The sequence below is a fragment of the Lelliottia sp. CFBP8978 genome, assembly GCF_034046055.2.
Lineage (GTDB): Bacteria > Pseudomonadota > Gammaproteobacteria > Enterobacterales > Enterobacteriaceae > Enterobacter.
The window spans coordinates 2,706,020-2,732,981 of sequence record NZ_CM188253.1; the positions used below are offsets into that span (position 1 = coordinate 2,706,020).

Genomic DNA, 26,962 nt, shown 5'->3' on the forward strand with positions numbered 1-26,962 from the left:
TAAACTGAAAATCGTTTGCGAACAATATCAAACACGTAAAATCAAATCCATCAAACAGATAATATCCACATAACTCAACAGGGTTATTAAAATATGGATAAAAATAACACTGCAATTCTATTTTATTGATCGCAATCAATTCCACCGGCCTCTAAAGGCGCACTATATAATCATCATCAATTTTTAATTTAACGTCTTTTAAGGTGCGTTAAATAGCTATTCAAGAAATAACCAGAAAGCACTTTAAATAACTAAAGAAAGCAAAGTAATTAAAAAAGTCGCGCTGTTATTTCTGCTAAACCGAATTTCTGACAACTTAAGAAGCAAACCTATGAATGATAAAACAGCTGTAACGCCTTCGGTGGCGAGCAAGCCAAAAGACGGTAACAAAAACCGTCTGATTATGATGGCCCTGCCCATTATTGTCGCAGTGCTGTTGTTGTTTGTCCCGGTGCCTGAAGGCCTTCCGCCTTATGCCTGGCACTACTTCGCTATCTTTGTCGGCGTGATTGTCGGTTTGATTTTCGAACCGCTGCCGGGGGCGGTGATTGGCCTGACCGGCGTCGTCGCCATCGGCCTGTGCAGCCAGTGGGTGCTGTTTAGCCCGGAACAGCTGGCTGACCCGAAATTTAAGCTGGCAGGGGCCTCCTTTAAATGGGCGGTAAGCGGCTTTGGTAACTCAACCGTCTGGCTGATATTTGGCGCCTTTATGTTTGCCGCAGGCTACGACAAAACGCGTTTTGGCCGCCGACTGGCGCTGATTCTGGTGAAATATTTGGGTCGTCGCAGCCTGACGCTGGGCTACGCGATTACCTTCGCCGACCTGCTGCTGGCCCCATTTACACCGTCCAACACGGCGCGCAGCGGTGGGACTATCTACCCGATTATCGCTAACCTGCCGCCGCTGTATGGGTCGAAGCCTAACGATCCCAGCGCGCGTAAAATTGGCTCTTACTTAATGTGGGTTGCCATCACCGCGGCCTGTATCACCAGCTCTATGTTCCTCTCCGCGCTCGCCCCTAACCTGCTGGCGCTGGCGCTGGTCAAAAGCATTGTGGGGATTGATATCTCCTGGGGCACCTGGTTTATCGCCTTCTTGCCGCTGGGCGTGCTGTTGATTCTGGTGATGCCGCTGCTGGCCTACTGGTTCTATCCGCCAGAGGTGAAAGTCAACGACGAAGTGCCGCTGTGGGCAAGCCGTGAACTGGAGAAACTGGGCAAGCTGTCGCGCAATGAAATTCTGCTGCTGGTCTTTGTATGCTGCGCCCTGCTGATGTGGATTTTTGCCGCCGCGTGGATTGAACCCGCCATGGCAGCCCTGCTGATCGTCGGTTTAATGCTGTGGACCGGCGTCCTTGAGTGGAACGACATTACCGGCAACAAAGCCGCGTGGAATACCTTCGTCTGGTTCGCCACCCTGGTCGCTCTGGCTGACGGCCTCTCCTCAACGGGCTTTATCGGCTGGCTGGGTAAAGAAGGCGGCGAACTGATGAGCGGGATTTCGCCGGGCGTGGCGACGGTCGTCCTGCTGCTGGCCTTCTATCTGCTGCACTACCTGTTTGCCAGCACCACCGCGCACACCACCGCGCTGCTGCCGGCGATGCTGACCATTGCCGCCACCATTCCGGGCATGAATATGGAAGTGTTCGTGCTGCTGATGGTGACCTCGCTGGGTATCATGGGGATCATCACCCCGTATGGCACTGGCCCTAGCCCGATTTACTACGGCAGCGGCTATCTGCCCACCAAAGATTACTGGCGTCTCGGCACCATATTTGGCGCCATCTTCCTGGCGGCCCTGCTGCTGATTGGTTATCCGTGGATGTCCATGATGTTCTGATTCATAACCGCCGGAAGATAACGTCCGGCGGTTTTATTTTATGGAGTGATACGCAATGTCGAACAAACCCTTTTATTATCAGAATCCCTTCCCGCTCGCACACGACGATACCGAATACTACCTGCTGACCAAAGATCATGTGTCAGTCGCTGATTTTAACGGCGAAGAGATCCTCAAAGTGGAGCCCAAAGCCCTGACGCTGCTGGCCCAGCAGGCATTCCATGATGCCGCCTTTATGCTGCGTCCTTCGCATCAGCAGCAAGTTGCCGCTATCCTTAGCGACCCCGAAGCCAGCGAAAACGACAAATACGTGGCGCTCCAGTTCCTGCGCAATTCCGAGATCGCTGCCAAAGGCGTGCTGCCGACCTGTCAGGATACGGGTACGGCGATCATTATGGGTAAAAAAGGCCAGCGCGTGTGGACCGGCGGCGGTGACGAAGCCGCGCTGAGTCAGGGCGTCTATAACACCTATATCGAAGACAACCTGCGCTATTCGCAAAACGCGGCGCTGGATATGTACCAAGAGGTGAATACCGGGACCAACCTGCCGGCGCAAATTGATGTATACAGTGTTGATGGGGATGAATATAAATTCCTGTGCATGGCCAAAGGCGGCGGTTCAGCCAACAAAACGTATCTCTACCAGGAAACCAAAGCCCTGATTACGCCAGCCAAACTGAAAAATTATCTGGTTGAGAAAATGCGCTCACTGGGGACGGCGGCCTGCCCTCCTTATCATATCGCGTTTGTGATTGGCGGGACTTCCGCTGAAAGCACGCTGAAAACCGTCAAGCTGGCCTCTACGCACTACTACGATGGTCTGCCAACCGCAGGCAACGAGCATGGTCAGGCGTTCCGCGATGTTCAGCTGGAACAAGAACTGCTGAAAGAAGCCCAGAATCTCGGTCTCGGCGCGCAGTTCGGCGGCAAATATTTTGCTCACGATATCCGCGTGATCCGCCTGCCGCGTCATGGCGCCTCCTGCCCGGTCGGAATGGGCGTCTCCTGCTCAGCAGACCGTAACATCAAAGCCAAAATCAACCGCGATGGCATCTGGATCGAGAAGCTGGAACACAATCCCGCCCGGTACATTCCTGAATCATTGCGTCAGCAAGGCGAAGGCGATGTGGTGAGTATTAACCTGAACAGCCCGATGGAAACGATCCTGGCGCAGCTTTCTGCCCATCCCGTTTCGACGCGTCTGTCGCTGAACGGCACAATCATCGTGGCGCGCGATATCGCCCATGCGAAGCTAAAAGAGCTGCTGGATAACGGCGAAGAGCTGCCGCAGTACGTTAAAGATCACCCGATCTACTATGCGGGGCCGGCCAAAACGCCAGAGGGTTTTGCCTCCGGTTCGTTAGGCCCGACAACGGCAGGACGTATGGACTCTTACGTGGATTTACTGCAATCACATGGTGCCAGTATGGTCATGCTGGCGAAAGGTAACCGTAGCCAACAGGTCACCGACGCATGCCATCAGCACGGCGGGTTCTATCTCGGCAGCATTGGCGGCCCGGCGGCGGTACTGGCTCAGGACAGTATCAAGAGCCTGGAGTGCGTGGCCTGGCCTGAACTGGGGATGGAAGCAGTCTGGAAAATCGAAGTCGAAAACTTCCCGGCGTTTATCCTGGTCGATGATAAAGGCAACGACTTCTTCCAGCAGATCCACAACAAGCAGTGTTCAGGCTGCTCGCAGCGATAAGATGATGTGAATGTGACTAAGCCAGGCTTTTGCGTCTGGCTTTTTTATTTCGAAAACTGGCGCAGGAAACGCCTGAACGACAATACTTCAGACTGACTGAGTTCACATATCTTGTGACGAAGCGGTAAAGGGGTATTCCTTCGCATGAGCAGAGTGATAAGGTACTCGTCGCACGGTGATTTTGAAGAGAAAAAACAACAGGAAAGGTGTTCTGCAGAGGAAAAGTGGCGGAGAGAGGGGGATTTGAACCCCCGGTAGAGTTGCCCCTACTCTAGTTTTCGAGACTAGTCCGTTCAGCCGCTCCGGCATCTCTCCGTTTTAAGGGTTGCCATATTGCCAGGTAATTTGGCATTTTAACAGGCCCTTATCCTGTAATTTTGTTCAAGTGATGAGTTTGCGAGCGAAGCGATGATTAAATGGCCCTGGAAATCGAACGAAACCGCACCAAGCACCGCCCTTCCGTGGGAGGACGCGCTGGCCATCCCTGTTCTTGCCAGCCTGACATCGGACGAACAGACCAGACTGGTACAGCTGGCCGATCGTTTTTTGCAGCAAAAACGCCTCGTCCCGCTACAGGGATTTGAGCTGGATGCGCTGAAAAGCGCGCGAATCGCGCTGCTATTCTGCTTACCGGTGCTTGAGCTGGGCATTGAATGGCTGGACGGCTTCCATGAAGTGCTGATCTACCCGGCACCGTTCGTGGTGGATGACGAATGGGAAGATGATATCGGGCTGGTGCATAATCAGCGCGTGGTTCAGTCCGGACAGAGCTGGCAGCAAGGGCCCATTATTCTTAACTGGCTCGATATTCAGGACTCTTTCGATGCTTCCGGTTTTAACCTCATCGTCCACGAAGTCGCGCATAAGCTGGACACCCGCAATGGCGATCGGGCCAGCGGCGTGCCGTTTATCCCGCTGCGCGAAGTTGCGGGATGGGAGCACGATCTCCACGCGGCGATGAATAATATTCAGGATGAGATCGATCTGGTGGGCGAAAGCGCAGCCAGTATTGATGCCTACGCCGCCACCGATCCGGCAGAGTGCTTTGCCGTACTGTCGGAATATTTCTTCAGCGCACCGGAGCTGTTTGCGCCACGTTTTCCGGCCTTGTGGCAACGTTTTTGCCAGTTTTACCAGCAAGATCCTTTGCAACGCTTACGTGCGAATGAAGAGTTTGGCGGGCATTCCCCCTCTCAAGTACACTAAAAGAGCAGGTTGACTCTTAATTAATCATTCGAATCAGCACGTTAAATTTAGTGTTGACACAAAATAGCGAGGCTATTAACATGCGCCTCGTTCACACGATTCCTCTGTAGTTCAGTCGGTAGAACGGCGGACTGTTAATCCGTATGTCACTGGTTCGAGTCCAGTCAGAGGAGCCATATTTAAAAAGCCTGCTTTTAAAGCAGGCTTTTTGCTATCTGTCAGTTACGCTCTGACAATCCTGCCAGTCATCTCCGCTTAACACCTGCTTTGCACCTCACCTTTACTCACTGATTCTGCTCCTGTGATTGCTTTGCCTGGTAACGCAGAAGCCTGTGAACATCCGTGATCCCGGTATGGTCATAAATGGACACAATTGCGCGCGTTTTGCCTATTACTGCCGATTGTGAAGATTCAGGGTGCATGATATGTTATAAAATAACACTCAAATTCCGTGGTAACAGCCTCTGTGCCGCGCAGCAAATGAACCTATGCAATCGCCAAAATCAAATGAACCCGCACGCTCGCAGCGCCTGCCCCAGGCGCATTTTTTATTCGCTGCGCGGCAAGCCAGACGTGTCACGAGAGTGGTTTTCTTAACGGGTACTGTTGCCTTTCTGATGGTGATCGTGGCGCTCATGGTCACCATGTTTGACCCGACGTCGCGCTGGATGGCCTTTTTATGCAGCACTGCGGCGGCGGGTATCATACTGGCTCTCGCCCTGCACAATGCCGGGCGTATTTGTCAGTGGCGCGCCGACAAGCAAAGCCCGGAAGCAACGCCTGCGTCCCCGGAGCCGGACGAGCCACCGTACCCGATTTTTCAGAAGATGGTTGCCGCCATTCCTTTTAACTTCAAACGGGTTGATTCGTTCCTGAAATCCGACGGCATCAACCTGGGGACGATGTCTTTTATCGCGCTGTTTACCGTTCTGGCAGGCTGGGGAACGGATTACACGCCGCTGGCGGAAAGCGGAATTCGCTGGGTAATCATCGGCGGCATTGCGCTGACGATCTTTATTCTGCTGGTGGCTGAACGTCATCTGGCGGCAACGGGGCAGGAAACCTGGCCGGAGGCCAATCTGCTCGCCCCCGTTCTGCGCCTGATGATGGCCGTGCTGTTTTGCACACTCCCGATGCTGCTGTTCCCCGCGCTCACCTCTCCCTGGCTGATTAACCTGCCCGCCATTCTTGTGGTCCCGGTGGCGATTGAATTGATTTTGCGTGGCCTGTTTTCGCTGTTTCGCCCGCCGCGTAATGAAGAGGACGAACCTGATTTTTTAGCGAAAAGCCGGCTTGCGCAGCTGCTTACCTGGCCACCGCGCCCGCTACGTTTTCTCCAGCAGGAGCTTCATCAGCACCTGAGGATTGATCTTCGCCAGCTCTGGGCTTTCACGGTTTTGCGTCGGGCGCTGTTACCCGTTATCGCAGTGATGATGCTATGCGGCTGGCTACTGACGGGTCTCCAGCAACTCTCCGCCGATCAGCGTGGCATTTACGAGCGCTTCGGCAAGCCTGTCGCGGTGCTCTCTCCCGGTCTGCACGCCGGGCTCCCGTGGCCGTTTGGCCAGGTGATCGTGACTGAAAATGGTCAGGTGCATGAACTGGCCGCCGGCGAAACGCCCGATGACCGCGAACCGGTCGTACCGGCTGATGCGGAGGGCAATGCGCCCGCCAGCGCTAACCGTCTGTGGGATGCCACGCATAATTTCGACAAAGCGCAGATTATCGCCAGCCAGAGCGGACAGCAGCAAAGTCTGCAAATCATGAACAGCGATGTGCGCTTTATGTGGCGTATAGGACTGTCCGATGACGCAGCGCTGGCCGCGGCCTACAACAGCAACAATCTTGCGGAACTCATTCGCAGCACGGCAAATCAGGTGCTGGTGCATCAGTTTTCCGCCATGACGCTCGAAGGTTTGCTGGGGGCTCAGCGCAACGATTTAAGCCAGCGGCTCAACCAGGCGGTTCAGCAGCGACTCGATCAACTCCACAGCGGGGTCGAGCTCCTTTCGACGGTGGTGGAAGCCATCCATCCTCCTGCCGGGGCCGCAGATGCGTTCCACGGCGTGCAGGCCGCCCAGATTACCGCGCAATCACTGATATTTAACGAACGCGGACATGCTGCCGAACTGACCGCCAGCGCGGCGACAACCGCCACTTCCCGGCGCAATGACGCCCAGGCCAGTGCGACAGATGTTCTGAGCAAAGCTCAGGCCACCGCCGTTCAATTCACTGCGCAGAAAAATGCCCAGGCCAAAGCCGGGCAAGTCTACATCGACGAGCAGTGGCTGAAAAAGTTACAGCAAACCCTGGCGGGCCGCCCGCTGCTGATCATCGATCATCACATTGGCGTCGGGTCACCGCCCACGCTCGATCTTCGCGAATTTCCATCATTAAACGCAGCGGCGCAGCACGATACGCCCGTTAAACCTGCACAGGAGCCCTCCCGTTGAGCCATTCACATCATCATGGTTGCCATCACGGCTGCAACCACGGCCACCCTTCTGACTCGCAGCCCGCCAAAAAAGGCACGGGCAAACGCCTCGCCATTGCGGCTGCGTTAGGTTTGATCCTCGCGGCTGCGGCAAGCCTTGTGCAGGTGCGGTCCGGTGAATCGCTGGTGATCACCCGTTTTGGCGATCCGGTGCGCGTTTTACTTAAACCTGGCCTGGCCTGGCGTTTACCCGCTCCGTTTGAAATCGCCACGCCGGTCGATTTACGCCTGCGCACCACCTCCAGCGGTTTGCAGGATGTCGGTACGCGCGACGGGCTACGCATTATCGTTCAGTCCTATGCAATCTGGCAGGTCGATAACACCCCGGAACACGTGCAGCGCTTCATGCGCGCGGTGCAAAATCAGCCCGATGAAGCCGCACGACAAATCCGCACTTATCTCGGATCGGCGCTGGAAACAACCGCCAGCGGGTTTACCCTCTCCCAGCTGGTCAATACTGACAGCAAACAGGTACAGCTCAGCCAGTTCGAAGCGCATCTGAAGGCGCAAATCAGCCAGTCGCTTCTGGAAAGCTATGGCATTCGCCTGGTCCAGACGGGCACAGAACGTCTGACCCTGCCCGCCGTCACCTTAAATGCCACGGTGGACAGGATGCGCGCCGAGCGTGAAACCATCGCCACCGAACGCACCGCCGACGGTAAACGCGCTGCCGCAGAAATTCGCTCCGCCGCCGAGCGCGACGCGCGGATTGTCGAGGCGCAGGCCTCCGTGCAGGCGGCGAACATCGAAGCGCAGTCTCAGGTGCAGGCCGCCGATATTTATGCCAAAGCCTACGCCAGCTCCCCGCAGCTCTATGTTTTACTCCGTCAGCTTGATGCGCTCAGTGGCATGGTGAACTCGCATACCCGGCTGGTATTACGTACCGATGCTGCGCCGTTCAGTTTGTTAGTGGATGGACCAAAACTGGGCAATCAGCATGAGTGAACACCGTTCCCCTGAATCCGCAGGGCCGTGGACCCAGTCGATACGCCTCGCCTTTTTCGCTCTGCTGGCGCTGACTTTACTCGCCGCAGGTGTGTGGTTGTTTTCCAACGTGCGACAGATCCCCGCCGACAGCCAGGCGGTGGTATTGAGTTTTGGCGCGCAACAGCGCGTCGAAGGACCGGGTTTACTGCTGGCATGGCCCTCCCCGATTAATGACGTGGTGATAGTCCCCGCCTTTGACCGCGTGATCGAACATCACGTTACCGCGCTTATGCGCTCTTCCGACGCGCAGGAGATGGATTTTCAGGGCGCGAGCAGTAACGACACCCTGGCCGGCTCGGGGTATTTGCTCACCGGGGATGCGGGCGTGGTGCAGCTGGATATCAGCGTGTTTTATCGCGTCAGAACGCCGATGGCCTGGGTGCTACAGGGGCCGCATGTTATTCCGGCGCTGGACAGGCTGGTGGAACGCGCAGCGGTGGCGGTGTGTGCCTCGCGCGATCTGGATACCATCCTGGTGGCGCGCCCGGAAATCATGGGCAGCGATTCGAACGTGGCCCAGCTGCGCGAACGCCTGCGCGCAGACGTGCAGCATAACGTTGAGCAAAACCTGCTGCGGCTTGCCAACGCCGGCGCCGATCTGGGGATCACTCTTGAACGGGTGACGGTGCAATCGACGCTCCCCCGCGCCACCGTTTCCGCGTTCAATGCGGTATTAACCGCTACTCAGCAGGCTTCACAGGCGGTGGCCAGCGCCCGCACGGACGCCTCTCTGACCCGGCAAAAAGCCACGCAGCGAGTGGATCAACTGTTGCAAATATCCCAGGCCAATGCCCAGGAAAATGTCGCGAAAGCGCAGGCAGACACCGCAACGATCACCCGGTTAACGCGTAACCATTCCGATCCCGACCTGCTGGCGCGGATTTATCGCGAGCGGATCGCCGCCATCCTCGCGCAGGCAGAATCGGTCGTCACTATCGCACCGCAGGATGATGCGCATCTCATCCTTCAGACCGCAGGGCAAAAGGACACTTCGACCCCATGACCACCACCACTCTTAACCCTGGCGACTCACTGACCCGCCAGGAACGCCGCCATATCACGCGCCAGCTGGTACTGGCACTGATTGCCAGCGGGGCGCTGATCCTCGGATTGCTGTGGCGCTGGCTGGCCCCGGCTCAGGTTGCCGTCGCCGATATTTTACTGGGCTTCGCATCGCTGGTGGTTGCGGTCCCGGTGCTACGCCACGCGATCCACAGCCTGCGCCACCCGAGTTTACACGGCCTCACCGATCAGCTTATCGCCCTGGCGCTGCTGGGCGCGTGGGCATCCGGTGACTTACTGACTGCCGCACTCCTGCCGCTGATTATGATCATCGGCCATATCCTGGAAGAGCGCAGTGTGATTGGCTCTCAGGAAGCGATTGAGGCGCTCAGCAAGCTCACTCGCAGTCGTGCGCGCCGCGTCGATGCCGACGGAAATCTCCATGACATCGACAATCAGGATCTGGTTGCAGGCGATATTGTGGAGGTGCGTGCCGGGGATCATATTCCCGCCGACGGGCGTATTCTCGACGGGAAAGCCAGCCTCGACACCGCCCCTATCACGGGAGAATCCATCCCGCAGGAGGTCCAGCCGGGCATGGAGGTCTATGGCGGTGCGATAAATCTTGATGGACGGCTGCGCATCGAAGTCACCCAAACCGGCGACTCATCGACTCTCGGGAAAGTGATTGCCCTCATGCAAAGCGCCGAGCAGGCAAGTCCGCCGATTACCCGAATGCTTGAGCGCCACGCGGCCTCCTATCTGCTGCTGGTTCTGATGATTGCCGCCAGCACCTGGTTCCTGACGCAAAATGCGCAGGCGGTTCTGGCCGTGCTGGTTGCCGCCTGCCCCTGCGCGCTGGTTCTCTCCGCGCCCGCGACATCCATTGCCGGACTCACGGTGGCTGCGCGTCACGGCATTTTAATCCGTGGCGCGGCATTTCTTGAGGCGCTGGCCGAGCTGAACGCCGTGGTGGTCGATAAAACGGGCACGCTGACTCACGGTAAACTGCAGCTTCAGGCGGTGATCGAGCAGGAAGGGGAATCGGCTGAACGCCTGCGCGCATTTGCCGCAAGCCTTGGCTCCACCAGCAATCACCCGGTGAGCCGCGCGCTGGTGACTATCGCCCCGCAGATCGGGTGGCCGACGCTGGATAACGTGCGAGAACATCAGGGGTTAGGCGTCAGCGCCCATACACCGGCCGGAGAAGCGGTGCTGGGCAGACGCGAGCTGTTAGAAAAATACAGTCGCGATCTTCCTGCGGAGCCGGATCATGACGGACCGGTGGTCGGGCTGGTACTGAACAGTCGTTTTCTGGGATGGCTGCTGCTGGCCGACAGCCTGCGACCGGAGGCGGCACAGGCGATGAGCGAACTGCGCGAACTGGGTTTAAACCGCCAGGTATTGTTGACCGGTGACCGGCAGGAAGTGGCCCGGCATATCGCACAACACGTCGGGATCGCCGATGTCATCGCCGGGGCGCTCCCGGCCGATAAACTCCACCATGTGAAAGTGCAAATCGACCATGGCTTCCGTCCGATGGTGATCGGCGATGGCATCAATGATTCGCTGGCGCTGAAAGCGGGCGTTGTCGGCGTGGCGATGGGTGCGGGCGGTTCAGATATCGCGATGTCATCGGCGGATATCGTGTTGATTGGCAGCGATTTGCGTCGGTTAGGCACTTGCGTGCGCTTAAGCCGCCGCTGCCGCCGAACCCTGCAGGTGAACGTGGTTATCGGGCTTGGCTGGACGGTGGTGATAGTGGTCGCCGCGGCGTTAGGCTGGCTGGGGGCTTCCGGCGCGGTGATCGCCGCCATATTGCACAACCTCAGCACCCTGCTGGTTCTGGGCAATGCCGGGCGACTGCTCCGCTTTGAAGAAAAACTCAGCTGATCCGCGAGGCAGTTAAAGGGCCAAAGAACGACAAGCCCATCCGCGCCAAACGAAAAAGCCTGCTTCACATGCAGGCTTTTTGCCCTTCGGCGTTTATCACTCAGATTTGATAATCAATCGCCACTTCGTCTGCTTCCATAACCTGACGTTTGATCTCATCCACCGACAGCCCGGCGTTACACAGCTCAATAAAACGCCAGACATAGTTGCGCTGCAGTTGCCCGCGTTTAAGGCCGAGCCACACGGTATTGGCATCAAACAGATGGCGGGTATCGAGACGAACCAGCCCGCCCAGCTCACGTTCACCGCCGGACTGCTCCGCCACCAGACCAATCCCGAGGCCTAATTCCACGTAGGTTTTGATCACATCGGAATCCTGCGCACTCAGCACGATATCCGGCGTAAGCCCTTTACGATTAAACGCCTCGTCGATGCGCGAACGACCGGTAATGCCCTGGCGGTAGGTGATCAGCGGCCATTTGACGATCTCTTCGAGCGTCAGAGGCGAAACCTGATGGAGGGGATGGTCGACCGGCAGCAGCAGGCTGTGGTGCCAGCGGAACCAGGGGAAAGCCACCAGCAGCGGATCATTACTGAGGCGCTCACTGGCAATACCAATATCCGCCCCACCGTTTTGCAGCAGCACTTCGATTTCCTGCGGCGTCCCCTGGATTAACTCCAGGCGCACATCCGGGAAGAGTTCGCGGAAAGCTTTGATCACCGGCGGCAGACTATAGCGCGCCTGGGTGTGGGTCGTCGCGATAGTGAGCACCCCGGAGGCATCGTTGGTAAACAGATCCGCCAGACGACGAACGTTGCTGGCTTCATTAAGAATACGCTCAGCAATAGTCAGCAACGCTTTACCGGGTTCAGTCATCCCCAGCAGGCGTTTGCCACGGCGGATGAAAATCTCAATACCCAACTCCTCTTCCAGCTCGCGGATATGGCGGCTGACGCCCGACTGGGAGGTGTAAAGCATGTTGGCGACTTCGGTCAGGTTGTAGTCCCGCCTGGCCGCCTCACGAATAATTTTAAGTTGCTGGAAATTCACGATTCACTCCGGCGCATCTGACATAGCCCTATTGTTAGAGTCAGCAGACCTGCAGAACAAATAATAAAAACCAGCATCTTATTCCTTTATGGAATATCAGCTCACCAGCTGCAGTTCACGATTCTCCAGAGAAGGACGGCTCACCAGCGACATCAGGATCTCTTTTACGGCCTGCGCCTGTGGCGACAGGGATCCGCGAGCAGACATATTCAGGGATAACGGCAGACTCATGGATGGCGTCGTGATCCGCGCCATCCAGCCGTTTGCCGCACTGCATAACGAGCGCGCGGCGGATTCCGGCAGAACCGTGACGCCCATTCCGCTGGCGATAGCGGCGGTCAGCGTAGAGATAGAATCGATCTCACCAATAATTTTTGCCGTCAGGCGGCGCAGGGAAAAGGCTTCATCGACGCGCAGACGCACGGCGCTGTAATCGCGCGGCAAGAACAGATTCATTTCAGCTACCGCGGTCAGATCGACGCTCTGCCCCGGACAATCACGCGTCCCCACCAGGTAGAGATCTTCTTTGAGCAACGGCTGGCTGGTGATCCCCGCGATGGGCGAACGATCGTAAAGTACCGCCATATCCAGCTGGCCATTCAGCAGTTTGTCGTTAAGGACCGAACCGCTATTTTCATGCAGATAGACCAGCACTTCGGGCAGCTCAGCGCGCACCGCCTGCAGCAGGGGCATTGTCACTGAGGATGCCGCAGTGCCCGGCGCCAGGCCAATCGACACCTGCCCGCTCAGCGTTTGTCCGACATTGCAGACAGCGAGCTGGGCTTGTTCACACTGGCGCAGAATGGTCCGCGCGTGGGTATAGAGGATTTTGCCCGCTTCCGTTGGCGTAACGCCACGTTTAGTCCGGATTAACAGCTGCTGGTCCAGTTCACCTTCCAGAGTGGCGACCTGCTGGCTCAGCGCAGGCTGCGCGATATGCAACACTTCCGCGGCCTGGGTCAGGCTACCGATATCGACGATTTTTACGAAGTATTTCAGTCGTCTTAAGTTCATTTTGCCCCCTGTTAAAATACAGTGCCGGTACTGGCGCTCATTGTTGAGAAGGTTTTTGCAATATGGATGCCAGTTTTTTCAGGAGGTCCGATATGTTCGCTAACCGGCTGAAAATAAGGAAATCTAATCACCCGGTGCGCTTTTATGACTGAAACAGCGGTTTACGATCTGCCCCATTAGGGGTATGCCTGCACCAGAATTGTGCAATTCGCTATGAAAAGGACCACTTTGCTGATTTTGTCAGCAAACAGTTGAAAGGTGTTGATCCACCCTTTGACAAGCGGTATCGAGGTCGATAATATGCGCCCCGTTCACACGATTCCTCTGTAGTTCAGTCGGTAGAACGGCGGACTGTTAATCCGTATGTCACTGGTTCGAGTCCAGTCAGAGGAGCCAAATTTAAAAAGCCTGCTTTTAAAGCAGGCTTTTTGCTTTTCTGATATCACCATTACCGCGTTGTCGCTTCTACCCGCCATTTGCGCGTCAGCGGTTTTTCGACCTCGACAATCAGGAACATCACGAACCCGATAATAAAGGTGATCACCCAGTAGCGGAAAGGCAGAGATTCTGTGCCAAACAGCATCTGCATGAACGGCGCATAGATGATCAGCAGCTGCAACACCAGCAGTACCCCACTCACTATCCAGATACCTTTGTTCGCCAGCAGGCCTTTACTCAACGAGAACCCGTCAGAGATGCGGCAGTTCAGCATGTAGAACCATTGCGCGGTCACCAGTGTCTGCAAAAGAACGGTGCGAATGAATTCCGGCGAGTAACCGCGGGGTTGCAGCCAGGCTTCGAGCACAAACGCACTGACGGCAATCATTGAGCCAACAAACACCACGCGCCAGATGGCAAAGCCGTCCATCACGTGCAGTTTAGGATCACGCGGCGGTCGTTTCATGATGTTCTTTTCGCCCGCTTCAAATGCCAGGCCAAACGACAGCGTGGCGGACGTCGCCATATTCATCCACAGAATCAATACCGGGGTCAGCGGAATCAAGTTCCCGGCCAGCAGGGCGATGATAATTAACAGACCCTGGGCCAGGTTGGTGGGCATGATAAACAGAATGGTCTTTTTCAGGTTATCGTACACCCGCCGGCCTTCTCTGACCGCACTGGCGATAGTGGCGAAGTTATCATCCGTCAGCACCATGTCGGCCGCTTCCTTCGTGACCTCTGTCCCTTTGATCCCCATCGCAATACCAACGTCGGCCTGCTTCAGCGCAGGCGCATCGTTGACGCCATCGCCGGTCATCCCGACAATCTCTTTTTTGCTTTGCAGCGCCTGGACCAGACGGAATTTATCCTCCGGGCTGGTACGGGCGAAAATATCAAATTTCTGCGCGGCCTCGCTCAGCTGTTGATCGTCCATTACCTCCAGCTCACGTCCGGTGATGGCGTTGCCCGCATTGCCAATCCCCAGCATCTGGCCAATGCTCATTGCGGTTTGCGGATGATCGCCGGTGATCATTTTCACGCGAATGCCCGCCTGCAGGCAGTCGCCAATCGCCGTAATCGCCTCTGGTCGCGGGGGGTCCATCATCCCGGCAATCCCCAGCAAAATGACGCTCTGCTGTAAATCCTGGTGGGTGAGTTCCGTTTGCCCTGGCGCCGCAGGCTTCCAGGCTGCCGCCACCATACGCAGGCCTTCGCGGGCGTACTCCTCAATCTTCGCTTCCCAGTAGGGTTGATCGAGGGGGTCAAGCCCTGTCTCCGTCTGCTGATGCTGGCAGAGTCTGAACAGGACGTCCGGCGCACCGGTGATCAATATCATCTCTTCATCACCGATTCGATGGAGCGTTGACATGTATTTGTACTGCGAATCAAAAGGAATTTTGCTGCGCAGATCTGTCTGTTGCGCAGGGAGTGTCACTTTGGCGGCCAGAACCTTCAGTGCGCCCTCGGTTGGGCCGCCGGTTATCCTCCAGTGACCGTGTTCATCCTTGCTTAGCTGGCTGTCATTACACAGATCGATGGTGCGCAAATAGCGCGCCAGAAGCGATCCCTGCGTCACGGTTACCGGTGAAGGATCATCAATCAGAGGGCTTAAGGCTGGCGATCGCGTCGTAGCGGCGGGCGTGGGCGAATTACACGCCGGGCAGCAGGTTCGCATCTGGACGCGTGAGCGAGGTCTGTAATGGATATCTCCCGCCAGTTTATCAACAACCCTATCCGCGTCTGGCTGACCATTCTTCTGCTGGGCGTCGGCGGCATTTTCGCCCTCCTGAATATCGGGCGGCTCGAAGATCCGGCCTTTACCATTAAAACCGCCGTGATTATCACCCACTACCCCGGAGCCTCGGCTCAGCAGGTGTAAGAGGAGGTCACGCTTCCGGTCGAAAATGCGCTACAGCAGTTGCCCTATCTCGACAACGTCAGCTCTATCTCATCAAATGGCCTGTCACAAATTACCGTTAATATCGCCTCGCGCTATCACTCAGACGACCTGCCGCAAATCTGGGATGAGCTGCGTCGTCGGGTTGGTGATGCTTCCCGCCAGTTTCCGCCGGGCGTCGTGACGCCGTTCGTTAATGACGATTTTGGTGATGTATTTGGTTTCTTCTTTGCAATCTCCGGCAATGATTTTACCAACCCCGAACTCGCCCGGTACGCGGAGCAACTGCGCCGCGAGCTGGTGCTCATCCCGGGCGTGGGTAAAGTCGCCATTGGGGGAGCGATACCGCAGCAGATTAATATTGATATTTCGCTGCCCAAAATGGCCGCACGCGGTATTACGCTGACACAACTCTCCGCCCTGCTGAGCCGCGTAAATGTGGTCTCAAACGCCGGGGAGATCGCCTCCGGCACCGAGTCGATTCGTCTGCATCCAACGGGGGAATTTGACAATATTGATGAACTGGGCGATCTGATTATCACCCCTCACGGCGCGGCGGCAACCACGCGGCTGCGTGATATCGCCACCCTGTCCCGCGGGCTGACTGAATCGCCTTCTGGCATCTATCACGCCAATGGTCGCCAGGCCGTGACGATGGGGGTGTCGTTTATTCCCGGCGTCAATGTCATTGATGTCGGGCGCGCCTTAGAGGCGAAATTGCAGCAGATGTCGGCGGAAAAACCGGCCGGTATTCAGATAACACTGTTTTACGATCAGGCTGCCGAGGTGGGCCAGTCGGTTAATGGCTTCATTATCAATTTCCTGATAGCGCTGGCCATTGTGATCGGCGTCCTGCTGATTTTTATGGGTATCCGCAGCGGGATCATTATCGCCTTATCACTGGCGCTGAATGTGTTAGGCACGCTCCTTATCATGTACCTGTGGGGGATTGAACTTCAGCGTATTTCGCTGGGAGCATTAATCATCGCGCTCAGTATGCTGGTGGATAACGCGATTGTGATCGTCGAAGGGGTGCTGATCGCCAGACAGCGCGGCTCAACGCTGATGACGGCTATTAACTATGTGATTTCACGCTCGGCGCTGCCGCTGCTGGGCGCAACGGTTATCGCAATCCTCGCCTTTGCCCCCATCGGCCTTTCTCAGGACTCGACCGGCGAATACTGTAAATCACTGTTCCAGGTTCTGTTGATTTCGCTGCTGTTGAGCTGGTTTTCTGCGCTCACCCTTACCCCGGTGATGATTAAATGGTGGTTGTTTAAGGGGCAAAAAACAGCCGAAGCGCCTGCGGATATCGATCCCTATGACAAACCCTTCTATCGAATCTACCAGCGCATTCTGAACGCTATTCTGCTGCGTAAAACAATCACTCTGACGCTGATGGTCGCTCTGCTGGCGGCGGCAGTCTGGGGATTCGGTTCGGTACGGCAAAACTTTTTCCCCTCCTCAAACACGCCTATTTTCTTTGTCGACCTGTGGTTACCTTACGGCACGGATATTAGCCAAACCGAAAAAATGACCCGCGAAATTGAAAAAACCATTAATGGCCAGCCCGGCGTCGTCACCACGGTGTCCACGATTGGCCAGGGGAGCATGCGGTTTATTCTGACCTACAGCGGTCAGAGGCAATACAGTAACTATGCGCAAATCATGGTGCGTATGGACGATCAGCGTAATATTGCCGCACTCACGCGCCACGTCGATGATTATATCGCCCGCCACTTTCCACAGATTAACGCCAGTACCAAACGGGTGATGTTTGGTCCTTCCGGCGACAGTGCTATTGAAGTCCGTATCAAGGGCCCGGATCCTGACCAGTTGCGGCTCATTGCCAGTCAGGTTGACGATATTCTTACCCGGGATCCGGCGACAGACAGCGTAAGAAATGACTGGCAGAACCGCAGCAAAGTGATACGTCCACAATATTCTCCGTCGCAGGGCAGAGAGCTGGGGGTGGATAAACAAGATATTGATAATGCGCTGGAGATGAATTTTTCCGGCAGTCGGGTTGGGTTATACCGCGAAGGGTCGGATCTCCTGCCCATCGTCGTCAGACCGCCTGAAAGCGAACGACAGGATGCCAACCATCTCAATAACGTGCTGGTATGGAGTCAAAACCGCCAGCAGTACGTCGCGCTAAGCAACGTGGTGAGCGATTTCACGCTGGAATAGGAAGATCCCCTGATCCTGCGCCGGGACCGTAGCCGGGTGCTGACGGTTCAGACCGATCCCGATCCGTTGAGCCAGCAAACCTCAGGCGATATACTGGCGCGGGTTAAACCGCAAATTGATGCCCTGGCCCTGCCTCATGGTTATCGTATTGAATGGGGGGGCGATGCAGAAAGTTCCAGTGAAGCGCAACAAGGTGTTTTTTCAACCCTTCCGATCGGTTATCTCGTGATGTTTATTATTACTATTCTGATGTTTAGCTCGCTAAAAAATGCGGTTGCGATCTGGCTGACGGTTCCCCTGGCCTTAATCGGCGTCACACCCGGCTTTTTGCTGACCGGGATCCCGTTCGGCTTTATGGCACTGATTGGGCTACTGAGCCTGAGCGGCATGCTTATCCGTAACGGGATCGTACTGGTCGAAGAAATTGAACAACAGAAACAGCATAAAGAACAGCATCAGGCCATTGTCGATGCGGCAACGTCTCGACTGCGCCCTATTTTGTTGACCGCCTTTACCACCGTGCCTGGCCTGGCGCCCCTGCTGCGCGATGTGTTCTTCCAGAGCATGGCGGTGGTGATCATGTTTGGGCTTGGCTTTGCCACCCTCCTGACTCTGCTGGTGCTTCCCGTCATTTATGCCTGTTTCCACCGCACGCAGAGGATTGAGTCGCAATGAATCCGACGGGATTGAATATTATTAAAACGCTGGGATGCATGACGGCGGTAACATTTTTCACTATCTACAACACATGGGATCGTTACGATTACGATTATCACTGGATCCTCGGTTTTCTGACCTTTATTTCGACTATCGCCACCCCGCTGTTTTTCGTGGTTGCCGGTTATCTGGATGCGCAATCGCGGCATAGCGTTCGCTGGCAAATGAATAAGATAAAGGGCGTAGTGGTGGTATTTCTGTTCTGGATGACGGTCTATTATCTCTGGGAGCCCTATCAGCGCGGCTATTTAATCCAGCCGTGGTTCGTCTTTACCTTTATCGTGATTTATACCTTCCACCCTCTCATCGAGTGGTTGAGCCAGCGGCGTAAACGCTTTTGCGGCGTTATTGCCGCGCTACTGCTTTTTTCCTACGGTTACGATTTGCTGGCAGCGTTGTGGCCCGAGAAGCATCTGCTCTCCCTGGCGCCGCAATACCGTCTCTGGACCTGGCTGCTGTTCTATTTGACCGGCCAACTCTTCTTCGACCCGCTGATTTCGGGCTGGATCAGTAAAGCGAAGGTGGTGAAAGCCGCAGTCGCGGCCATTCCGGTAATTTATCTGTTTACCTGGTTTTATGAGCAGCACTTCTTTTTTGCGCTATTTAAGGCTGACCGAAATGCGTTCATTCTCACCGGCTCGCAAATATATATTCTGATCGTGGCGCTGGTGATTGCCGCCAACGGTGTGCGTTTTCGCCAGAATATCGAATTGAAAGAGGCGATATTAGCCGCCGTGAGTAAGACGATGACCGGCGTATACATCCTGCACTATTCGGTTTTTCATCTTCTCACGGCGCTGATTCCGGTGACGTCTCTCACCACCAAATTGCTGCTGATTGCATTGACGTTTGTCGCTTCGGTTTTGATTTCTATGCTGGCGCTGTCGCACTCTGTGGCCAAAAAAATCATCACCCTCTGACGGTGACTAAAACCCGTAGCGCAGCCAGGCAAACAGCACGTTACCGTTGTTGTAGGTTCCAGGAATCCAGGTGAACTGGACGTTGAGACGTTTATACCCCGCCGAGAAGAGCGGCAAAATAATGGGCAGCGGAACGTAGTTAGCAAAATCCTTTCGCGCGGTGACCCCTGCCGTCAGGCCGAGTCCCAGACGGAAATCACGGGCATTATCGGGATACCAGCCCTTCTCCCACCCGTAACCTGCAATAGGTTGCCATTCGTTATGCGAATCTTTAAACATCATGGCGTAAAGAGCACTCCAGTTGCCCTCTTCGTTATAACGGGAGATGCCAAAGCCGCCGCCCCAGGGCATTTCGTTGTAATGATCCGTTTTCTCTTTGTCGTACATAAAGCGCGCATGCCAGCTCAAAAACGGCAGGTAAAGATCGTAATTTTGTGGCGCGTTCCACGTCCCGGAGATATCGGTGGTCAGTTCGCCCCACCAGCGAGTGATCCGCTGCTCTCCATACACGCCGGGTTCGGCATGCAGGGGAAGCGCCAGCCACGCCATAACAATGAGTAAAGCAATCCGCAGTTGTTGCATCGTGAAATCCTCCGCCCTCGCATTCCGCGATAAGTAATACTGTAAACCATCCGCTGGTTGTCGGCCGAAAGCTGAAGAGAATACCGCGCGATATCTCATTCCCACGATCGGCAATTTTTACCGCGCCGACAAAATAAAATCGTTTTCTCCTGCCGCCTGTCGGGGTAGTCTCATTCTTGTCGTCAATATGACGGTGCTATGTGAGTAACCTTTTTTAAATTCTAATAATTAAAAATTGGTACAGGCAGGACTACAAATGGACTCCACCCTCATCTCCGAACGCACCACCGGGGAGACCCCTTCGCTTCATCGCGCACGACGCGCGGCCCTGGGTAGTTTTGCGGGCGCCGTTGTCGACTGGTATGACTTTTTGCTCTACGGGATCACCGCCGCGCTGGTATTTAATCGCGAATTTTTCCCTCAGATTAGCCCCGCAATGGGCACGCTGGCGGCCTTTGCCACCTTTGGCGTCGGCTTCCTGTTTCGTCCGCTGGGCGGCATTATCTTTGGCCATTTCGGCGATAAGCTTGGCCGCAAACGGATGTTAATGCTCACCGTATGGATGATGGGGATCGCCACCGCACTTATCGGCATTTTACCCTCATTCGCCACTATTGGCTGGTGGGCGCCGGTCTTGCTGGTAACCCTTCGCGCCATTCAGGGGTTTGCCGTTGGCGGAGAATGGGGCGGCGCGGCGCTGCTGTCCGTTGAAAGCGCCCCGAAAAATAAAAAAGCGTTCTACAGTAGCGGCGTGCAGGTGGGTTACGGCGTTGGCCTGTTACTCTCCACCGGGCTGGTATCGCTGATTAGCCAGCTGACGACCGACGAGCAGTTCCTGAGCTGGGGCTGGCGTATTCCGTTTCTCTTCAGCATCGTGCTGGTTCTGGCCGCGCTGTGGGTGCGAAACGGGATGGAAGAGTCCACCGAATTTGAACAGCAGCAGCAAGAAAAGCCGCAGGCAAAAAGACGTCTGCCGGTGATGGAAGCGTTGGTTCGCCATCCCGGCGCATTTCTGAAAATTATCGGCCTGCGCCTGTGCGAGCTGCTGACTATGTATATCGTCACCGCCTTCGCCCTGAATTATTCCACCCAGAACCTCGGCCTGCCGCGTGAGCTTTTTCTGAATATTGGTCTGCTGGTCGGCGGAATAAGCTGTCTGACCATCCCGTGTTTTGCCTGGCTTGCCGATCGCTTTGGCCGCCGCCGCATCTACATCACCGGAGCGCTCATCGGTACGCTGAGCGCCTGGCCGTTCTTTATGGCCCTGGAGGCCCAGTCGATCGTCTGGATTGTTTTCTTCGCCATCATGCTGGCGAATATCGCCCATGACATGGTGGTCTGCGTTCAACAGCCCATGTTTACCGGTATGTTTGGGGCCAGCTATCGCTATAGCGGTGCAGGCGTTGGCTACCAGGTGGCAAGCGTAGTGGGCGGTGGATTTACCCCGTTTATTGCCGCAGCGTTAGTCACCCTCTCGGGCGGAGACTGGCATAGCGTGGCGATTTATCTGCTGGCGGGCTGCCTGATCTCGGCGGCGACGGCGCTGCTGATGAAAGACACTCAGGCCTGATGTCCTGACTTTTTTTTTACATATGTGTGACATACTATCGAGTGAGTCGCACATCTGTGGATCAAGGAGACAGACATGAATAATAAGGGTTCCAGCCTGACACCGGCTCAGGCACTGGACAAACTCGAGACGCTATACGAACAATCCGTTACGGCCCTGCGCAGCGCCATTAGCCAGTATATTGAGAACGGGACACTTCCCGATGAAAAGGCCCGATTCGACGGCCTTTTTGTTTATCCCTCGCTTTCGGTGACGTGGGACGGTGGGACAACCAATACGCCAAAAACCCGCGCCTATGCCCGTTTCACCCATTCAGGATGTTACTCCACCACCATCACCCGCCCTTCTCTGTTTCGCCCCTATCTTGAAGAACAACTGACGCTGCTTTATCAGGATTATGACGCGCACATCGCCGTTGAGCCGTCGATGCATGAGATCCCTTATCCTTACGTTATTGATGGCTCGGCGTTGACTCTCGACCGCTCCATGAGCGCTGGTTTGACGCGCCACTTCCCGACCACCGAGCTGTCGCAGATTGGCGATGAAACGGCGGATGGTATTTATCATCCCGCCGAGTTTTCTCCGCTGTCGCACTTTGATGCGCGTCGCGTTGATTTCTCGCTGGCCCGTCTGCGCCACTACACCGGGACACCGGCTGAACATTTCCAGCCCTTTGTTCTGTTCACCAACTACACCCGCTATGTTGACGAGTTTGTCCGCTGGGGCTGCAGCCAGATCCTGGATCCGGATAGTCCGTATGTGGCGCTCTCCTGCGCGGGAGGGATCTGGATCACCGCCGAGACCGAAGCGCCTGAAATGGCTATTTCCGACCTGGCCTGGAAAAAACATCAGATGCCGGCCTGGCACCTGATCACCGCCGACGGCCAGGGGATCACCCTGATTAACATTGGCGTTGGCCCGTCGAATGCGAAAACGATATGCGATCATCTTGCGGTGCTGCGCCCGGACGTGTGGTTAATGATCGGCCACTGCGGCGGCCTGCGTGAAAGCCAGTTGATTGGCGACTACGTGCTGGCGCATGCCTACCTGCGTGACGACCACGTTCTTGATGCGGTTTTACCTCCGGACATCCCGATTCCAAGCATCGCCGAAGTACAGCGCGCGCTGTATGACGCCACAAAAGAGGTGAGCGGCATGCCGGGTGAAGAGGTTAAACAGCGCCTGCGCACCGGTACGGTCGTGACCACGGATGACCGTAACTGGGAACTGCGCTACTCCGCGTCGGCTCTGCGCTTTAACTTAAGCCGCGCGGTGGCTATTGATATGGAAAGTGCCACCATCGCCGCTCAGGGCTATCGCTTCCGCGTCCCTTACGGCACTTTGCTGTGCGTTTCCGATAAGCCGCTTCATGGCGAAATTAAACTGCCGGGTCAGGCCAACCGTTTTTACGAGGGCGCGATTTCCGAGCATCTGCAAATTGGCATTCGCGCGATTGACCGTCTGCGCGCCGAGGGCGACAAGCTGCATTCACGCAAATTGCGTACCTTCAACGAGCCGCCGTTCCGCTAAAAATAAAAGGGAAAAACCATGGAAACCCCATCACCGCTCTCTGCGCTTCGCCAGTGGCTACAGGAAAATCACCTCGACGGCATGATCGTGCCGCGCACCGATGCGTGGCAAAGCGAATACTGTGCACCGTACGATAATAAGCTGGCCTGGCTGACCGGTTTTGACGGCTCTGCCGGGCTGGCGCTGGTGTTAAAGGATCGCGCGCTGTTGTTCGTCGATGGCCGTTATCAGGTGCAGGCCCGCATGCAGGTCAATATGGATGATTTTGAGATCCATCATTTGCACAATGAACCGCTGGCAGAGTGGCTCGCAAGCCACCTGGACGCCAACAGCCGCATTGCGTTTGATGCCCTGCTGATGACGCGCACGGAATATCAGCAGCTCTCCACCACGCCCGTTGAATTCGTTCCCCTTAAAGTTTCCCCTTTCGACACGCTGTGGACAGACCGTCCCGCAGCCCCTGCCGGGCTGATTCGTGAGATGCCCGTGGAGGTGAGTGGCGAAAGCAGCGCCCATAAACGCCAGCGCGTGGCTGAGATGCTGGCCGCAGAAGGCGCGGATTATCTGGCTGTAACCCTGCCGGATAATATCGCCTGGCTGGTCAATGTGCGCGGTTCCGACATTCCGACAAGCCCGGTTCCGCTCTCTTTTGCGTTGCTGAGCCGTCAGGGTGAGCTGGAGTGGTTTGTTAATGGCGATAAACTCCGCGAATTGCCCGCCTCCGCTCTGGAAGGGCTGGTGATCTCTCCTGAGGACGATTTTGTGCGACGCTGCCAGCAGCGGAGTGAAGGCAAACGCGTCTGGGTGGATGCCGACTCAGCGCCGGTCGCGCTGCACTTTGCTATCGAGCCGCAGGGCGAAATTATCTGGCAGGCCGACCCCATTACCCTGCTGAAGGCGCATAAAAACGCCGTCGAGCTGGCTGGATATCGTGAGAGTCATCATTATGACGGCGCTGCCTGGGTTAACTTTCTCGCCTGGCTGTCGCATGAGGTTCCCCAGCGCGAAGCGGCCGGCCAGCCGCTGACGGAGCTGGAAGCTCAGGCGCAGCAACTCATTTTCCGCCAGCAACAGCCTGGGTTTATCGAGCAGAGCTTTGGCACCATTTCTGCCGCCGCCAGTAATGCGGCGATGTGCCATTACCATTCAAGCGAAGCCACGAACAAGGCGTTGACCAGCGCTCACTTTTATCTGAATGATTCTGGCGGCCAGTATCACAACGGAACCACCGATGCGACCCGAACCCTGGCATACGGCAACCTGGATGCGCAGCAGCGGTTGCACTACACCGCCGTGCTGAAAGGCTTTTTAGCCCTGATCACACTGCAATTCCCGTCTGGCAGCCAGGGGCATCAGCTGGATGCGTTTGCCCGCCGTCCGCTGTGGGAGCTGGGGCTGGATTACGATCACGGGACAGGCCATGGCGTCGGCCATCAGTCGCTGATCCACGAAAACCCGCATCGCATCGCGAAGAAGGTGAACCCATGGCCTCTGGTGGCGGGAAACATCATTACGATCGAGCCGGGCTATTATCAGGCACAGAGCCACGGGATTCGCATTGAAAATCAGGTAGAAATTGTGGATAGCCAGCCTGGGTTCTGCAAATTTGCTTCGCTGACCCTGATCCCGATTGATTTAAGCCAGGTGGAAATGCAGTTGCTGAGCGATCGGGAAAAGCAGTGGCTGGACGATTATCATCAGCAGGTGAGAGAAGCCCTGTCGCCACTGGTGAGCAGCGACGCGCGGCCCTGGCTGTTTGCAGCCACCGCCCCAATTCGGGTGCAGGCAGGATAAAATACGCATGCCGGGGATCTCGCCCGGCTTTTCACCTGACGCAGAAAAGCAAAAAGCCTGCTTTAAAAGCAGGCTTTTCAAATTTGGCTCCTCTGACTGGACTCGAACCAGTGACATACGGATTAACAGTCCGCCGTTCTACCGACTGAACTACAGAGGAATCGTGTGAACGGGGCGCATATTATCGACGCCACCCGCCGTTGTCAAAGACTGAATACGCAAAACGGATCGTTTGCCGATTTATTCTCCAGTTCGGACATTTGTCACACGTTCTGAGGGCGCGGCGGCCAGCGGTTCGATCTTATTTTTTCGCGGATATTTCCACAGCCAGCGCCCGCTGACCATTCGCCAGTAGAACAGCGCACCACGGACGGCCCAGTCAAGGAACATCCCCAGCCAGACGCCAACCACGCCCATTCCCAGCATAATCCCGAGCGTATAGCCCGCCACCACGCGACAACCCCACATGCCCAGCATCGACACCCACATCGCAAAGCGGGCATCACGCGCCCCTTTCAGCCCCGCAGGCAGAACCCACGATGCCGCCCAGATGGGCATAAACGCGGCATTAAGCCAGATGAGGATTTTCACCACCTCTTTAACGTCATCTTCATGGGTGTAGAACGAGGCGATTAATCCGGCAAAGGGAGCCGTTCCCCAGGCGATAAGCGTCAGGCCGATAGTTGCCAGCCAGAACACATGCCGCAGCTGACGCTCCGCCTGCGCAATTTGCCCCTTGCCCAGACGTTTGCCGGTGATGATCGTCGACGCCGAACCGAGCGCATTTCCTGGCAGGTTTATCAGCGAGGCGATAGAGAAAGCAATAAAGTTCCCGGCAATGACATCAGTGCCCATTCCGGCGACAAACATTTGAGTGAGTAATTTCCCACCGTTAAACAGCACCGATTCAATGCTGGCGGGAATACCGATCCCCATCACTTCCCAGATAATGGCGAAATTAAACGGGCGGAAATAGCTTTTTAATGAAATGCGCAGCGCCGGGTTAAAGCCCACCATCAGCACCACGATAATCGCGATAGCGCCAATGTAGCGGGAGATAGTCAGCCCAAGACCCGCGCCAACAAATCCCAATCCATCCCAGGAAAAAATCCCGTAAATCAGAATGCTACTGATGATGATATTCAGGATATTCATCCCGCCATTAATCAGCAGCGGAATTTTAGTGTTACCCGCTCCACGCAGCGCCCCACTGCCAATCAGGGCAATGGCAGCGGCCGGATAACTCAGCACCGTCATCTCAAGATATGTTAGTGCAAGAGCCTTGACCTCGCTGGTGGCTTCCCCAGCGACAACATCAATGATTTCTTTACCAAAATAGTGGATCACGGCCGCGAGAATAATCGAGAAAATGGTCATGATCATCAGCGACTGCCGCGCCGCTTCGCGCGCGCGTTTCGGGTCGAGTTTGCCAAGGCTGAATGCCACAACCACCGTCGTCCCCAGATCAATAGCGGCAAAGAAGGAGATCACCACCATGTTGAAGCTGTCCGCCAGGCCCACACCCGCCATTGCTTCTTTTCCGAGCCAGCTCACCAGAAACGTACTGAGCACGCCCATCAACAGAACGCAGGTGTTTTCCAGAAAGATAGGCACGGCAAGGGGGGTGATTTCACGCCAGAACAGAACACGGTAACTTTTGCGTTTGGCATACCAGGGCGTGCGCATGACGGCCTGACGTAGAGCGGCAGTGACGTTCAAAATGGACCTTAGAGAGAGAAAGTTGAAACTACATTTCAAATGATGAGGGAGAAACGCTAATCCTGCAAAGTATTTTCCATAAAAATATGTCGATTATGACGACAAACTGTCGACAGAATCAGCAGTTGAGCAATCCAGTGTAAGATCAGGTTTGACAAAAGTTTTTTCGCCGCTAAGATAAGCCTCCTAACCGATTCCTCTGTAGTTCAGTCGGTAGAACGGCGGACTGTTAATCCGTATGTCACTGGTTCGAGTCCAGTCAGAGGAGCCAAATTTGAAAAGCCTGCTTAAGGAAACTTAAGCAGGCTTTTTACTTTCGGGGATTTCAGCCTCTTTCTCAGGCAGTTGAGACAGGCGCCACGCGAATGATGTCATAACGCCCCTGATTGCGCTCAGCGTCATATAACGCT

General features: G+C 55.7%; 15 protein-coding genes, 5 tRNA genes and 3 pseudogenes. 15 read left to right on the forward strand and 8 right to left on the reverse strand.

Annotated elements, in window-relative coordinates; genetic code table 11:
- Positions 1-331 precede the first annotated feature (331 nt).
- Positions 332-1,840 carry an anion permease gene (locus tag SOM82_RS12845; RefSeq protein WP_320461457.1) on the forward strand — a complete coding sequence of 503 codons (1,509 nt, stop codon included), beginning with the start codon at positions 332-334 and terminating at the stop codon, positions 1,838-1,840.
- Between the two features lie 55 nt (positions 1,841-1,895).
- Entirely contained in the window at positions 1,896-3,545 is a 1,650-nt protein-coding gene (fumA, locus tag SOM82_RS12850) for a class I fumarate hydratase FumA (RefSeq protein ID WP_320461458.1), read from the forward strand.
- A gap of 225 nt (positions 3,546-3,770) precedes the next feature.
- Here the strand turns inward: fumA and SOM82_RS12855 are convergent.
- Positions 3,771-3,860 (reverse strand) — tRNA-Ser (locus SOM82_RS12855).
- Between the two features lie 93 nt (positions 3,861-3,953).
- Between SOM82_RS12855 and mtfA the strand changes: the two genes are divergently transcribed.
- The 6 genes from mtfA (at position 3,954) to SOM82_RS12885 (ending at position 11,127) form a co-directional block, all read left to right on the forward strand.
- Complete coding sequence (gene mtfA, locus SOM82_RS12860) at positions 3,954-4,751, forward strand: DgsA anti-repressor MtfA (protein WP_154128970.1); 798 nt, start codon at positions 3,954-3,956, stop codon at positions 4,749-4,751.
- A 100-nt stretch (positions 4,752-4,851) separates the two neighbouring features.
- Positions 4,852-4,927 (forward strand) — tRNA-Asn (locus tag SOM82_RS12865).
- Positions 4,928-5,335: 408 nt separating this feature from the next.
- Entirely contained in the window at positions 5,336-7,204 is a 1,869-nt protein-coding gene (hflK, locus tag SOM82_RS12870; protein ID WP_320461459.1) for a protease modulator HflK, read from the forward strand.
- Positions 7,201-8,190 carry a protease modulator HflC gene (hflC, locus tag SOM82_RS12875; protein WP_154128972.1) on the forward strand — a complete coding sequence of 330 codons (990 nt, stop codon included), beginning with the start codon at positions 7,201-7,203 and terminating at the stop codon, positions 8,188-8,190. The genes hflK (SOM82_RS12870) and hflC overlap by 4 nt, the downstream gene beginning before the upstream one ends.
- Complete coding sequence (gene hflK, locus SOM82_RS12880) at positions 8,183-9,235, forward strand: protease modulator HflK (protein ID WP_320461460.1); 1,053 nt, start codon at positions 8,183-8,185, stop codon at positions 9,233-9,235. The genes hflC and hflK (SOM82_RS12880) overlap by 8 nt, the downstream gene beginning before the upstream one ends.
- Positions 9,232-11,127: a heavy metal translocating P-type ATPase gene (locus SOM82_RS12885; RefSeq protein WP_320461461.1), complete on the forward strand. Its 1,896-nt coding sequence runs from the start codon at positions 9,232-9,234 to the stop codon at positions 11,125-11,127. Before hflK (SOM82_RS12880) ends, SOM82_RS12885 begins: the two co-directional genes overlap by 4 nt.
- 100 nt (positions 11,128-11,227) lie before the next feature.
- Here SOM82_RS12885 and cbl read toward each other — a convergent pair whose 3' ends face one another.
- Both cbl and nac read right to left on the reverse strand, forming a co-directional pair.
- Entirely contained in the window at positions 11,228-12,178 is a 951-nt protein-coding gene (gene cbl, locus SOM82_RS12890; RefSeq protein ID WP_320461462.1) for an HTH-type transcriptional regulator Cbl, read from the reverse strand.
- 96 nt (positions 12,179-12,274) lie between these two features.
- A complete protein-coding gene (gene nac, locus SOM82_RS12895; protein WP_154128975.1) occupies positions 12,275-13,192 on the reverse strand; it encodes a nitrogen assimilation transcriptional regulator NAC in 918 nt (305 codons plus the stop codon).
- Between the two features lie 320 nt (positions 13,193-13,512).
- Here nac and SOM82_RS12900 point away from each other — a divergent pair.
- Positions 13,513-13,588, forward strand: a tRNA-Asn gene (locus tag SOM82_RS12900).
- Between the two features lie 52 nt (positions 13,589-13,640).
- Here SOM82_RS12900 and SOM82_RS12905 read toward each other — a convergent pair.
- A pseudogene (locus SOM82_RS12905) lies at positions 13,641-15,233 on the reverse strand (HAD-IC family P-type ATPase); the annotation flags it as partial.
- A 99-nt stretch (positions 15,234-15,332) separates the two neighbouring features.
- On the opposite strand from SOM82_RS12905, the pseudogene SOM82_RS12910 reads away from it, so the two are divergent.
- Together SOM82_RS12910 and SOM82_RS12915 are read left to right on the forward strand one after the other, a co-directional pair.
- A pseudogene (locus SOM82_RS12910) lies at positions 15,333-18,395 on the forward strand (efflux RND transporter permease subunit).
- A gap of 38 nt (positions 18,396-18,433) precedes the next feature.
- Positions 18,434-19,357, forward strand: a complete 924-nt coding sequence (locus tag SOM82_RS12915) for an acyltransferase (protein WP_320461468.1) — start codon at positions 18,434-18,436, stop codon at positions 19,355-19,357.
- A 6-nt stretch (positions 19,358-19,363) separates the two neighbouring features.
- Here the strand turns inward: SOM82_RS12915 and pagP are convergent, their stop codons facing one another.
- A complete protein-coding gene (pagP, locus tag SOM82_RS12920) occupies positions 19,364-19,939 on the reverse strand; it encodes a lipid IV(A) palmitoyltransferase PagP (protein ID WP_320461463.1) in 576 nt (191 codons plus the stop codon).
- A gap of 256 nt (positions 19,940-20,195) precedes the next feature.
- Here pagP and shiA point away from each other — a divergent pair, with 256 nt between their 5' ends.
- The 3 genes from shiA to SOM82_RS12935 all read left to right on the forward strand — a co-directional run bounded on the left by shiA (position 20,196) and on the right by SOM82_RS12935 (position 24,833).
- On the forward strand, positions 20,196-21,509 hold the full coding sequence (shiA, locus tag SOM82_RS12925) for a shikimate transporter (protein WP_320461464.1): 1,314 nt from the start codon (positions 20,196-20,198) through the stop codon (positions 21,507-21,509).
- Positions 21,510-21,584: 75 nt separating this feature from the next.
- The gene (locus SOM82_RS12930) at positions 21,585-23,039 is read left to right on the forward strand and encodes an AMP nucleosidase (RefSeq protein ID WP_320461465.1); all 1,455 of its coding nucleotides are present in this window, start codon (positions 21,585-21,587) and stop codon (positions 23,037-23,039) included.
- A gap of 18 nt (positions 23,040-23,057) precedes the next feature.
- Complete coding sequence (locus SOM82_RS12935; protein ID WP_320461466.1) at positions 23,058-24,833, forward strand: aminopeptidase P family protein; 1,776 nt, start codon at positions 23,058-23,060, stop codon at positions 24,831-24,833.
- Between the two features lie 84 nt (positions 24,834-24,917).
- Here SOM82_RS12935 and SOM82_RS12940 read toward each other — a convergent pair.
- From SOM82_RS12940 to SOM82_RS12950, 3 genes and pseudogenes are all read right to left on the reverse strand, one after another.
- Positions 24,918-24,993, reverse strand: a tRNA-Asn gene (locus SOM82_RS12940).
- Positions 24,994-25,073: 80 nt separating this feature from the next.
- A complete protein-coding gene (gene emmdR, locus SOM82_RS12945) occupies positions 25,074-26,519 on the reverse strand; it encodes a multidrug efflux MATE transporter EmmdR (protein ID WP_320461469.1) in 1,446 nt (481 codons plus the stop codon).
- A 126-nt stretch (positions 26,520-26,645) separates the two neighbouring features.
- A pseudogene (locus SOM82_RS12950) lies at positions 26,646-26,696 on the reverse strand (hypothetical protein); the annotation flags it as partial.
- Positions 26,697-26,747: 51 nt separating this feature from the next.
- Between SOM82_RS12950 and SOM82_RS12955 the strand changes: the two are divergent.
- Positions 26,748-26,823, forward strand: a tRNA-Asn gene (locus SOM82_RS12955).
- Positions 26,824-26,962: the final 139 nt, after the last annotated feature.

Bases quoted from the DNA above. Each gene is read 5' to 3' on its own strand.
- SOM82_RS12845 (WP_320461457.1), top strand. From the start codon at position 332: ATGAATGATAAAACAGCTGTAACGCCTTCGGTGGCGAGCAAGCCAAAA.
- fumA (WP_320461458.1), top strand. From the start codon at position 1,896: ATGTCGAACAAACCCTTTTATTATCAGAATCCCTTCCCGCTCGCACAC.
- mtfA (WP_154128970.1), top strand. From the start codon at position 3,954: ATGATTAAATGGCCCTGGAAATCGAACGAAACCGCACCAAGCACCGCC.
- hflK (WP_320461460.1), top strand. From the start codon at position 8,183: ATGAGTGAACACCGTTCCCCTGAATCCGCAGGGCCGTGGACCCAGTCG.
- SOM82_RS12885 (WP_320461461.1), top strand. From the start codon at position 9,232: ATGACCACCACCACTCTTAACCCTGGCGACTCACTGACCCGCCAGGAA.
- nac (WP_154128975.1), bottom strand. From the start codon at position 13,192: ATGAACTTAAGACGACTGAAATACTTCGTAAAAATCGTCGATATCGGT.
- SOM82_RS12915 (WP_320461468.1), top strand. From the start codon at position 18,434: ATGACGGCGGTAACATTTTTCACTATCTACAACACATGGGATCGTTAC.
- pagP (WP_320461463.1), bottom strand. From the start codon at position 19,939: ATGCAACAACTGCGGATTGCTTTACTCATTGTTATGGCGTGGCTGGCG.
- shiA (WP_320461464.1), top strand. From the start codon at position 20,196: ATGGACTCCACCCTCATCTCCGAACGCACCACCGGGGAGACCCCTTCG.
- SOM82_RS12930 (WP_320461465.1), top strand. From the start codon at position 21,585: ATGAATAATAAGGGTTCCAGCCTGACACCGGCTCAGGCACTGGACAAA.
- SOM82_RS12935 (WP_320461466.1), top strand. From the start codon at position 23,058: ATGGAAACCCCATCACCGCTCTCTGCGCTTCGCCAGTGGCTACAGGAA.
- emmdR (WP_320461469.1), bottom strand. From the start codon at position 26,519: ATGCGCACGCCCTGGTATGCCAAACGCAAAAGTTACCGTGTTCTGTTC.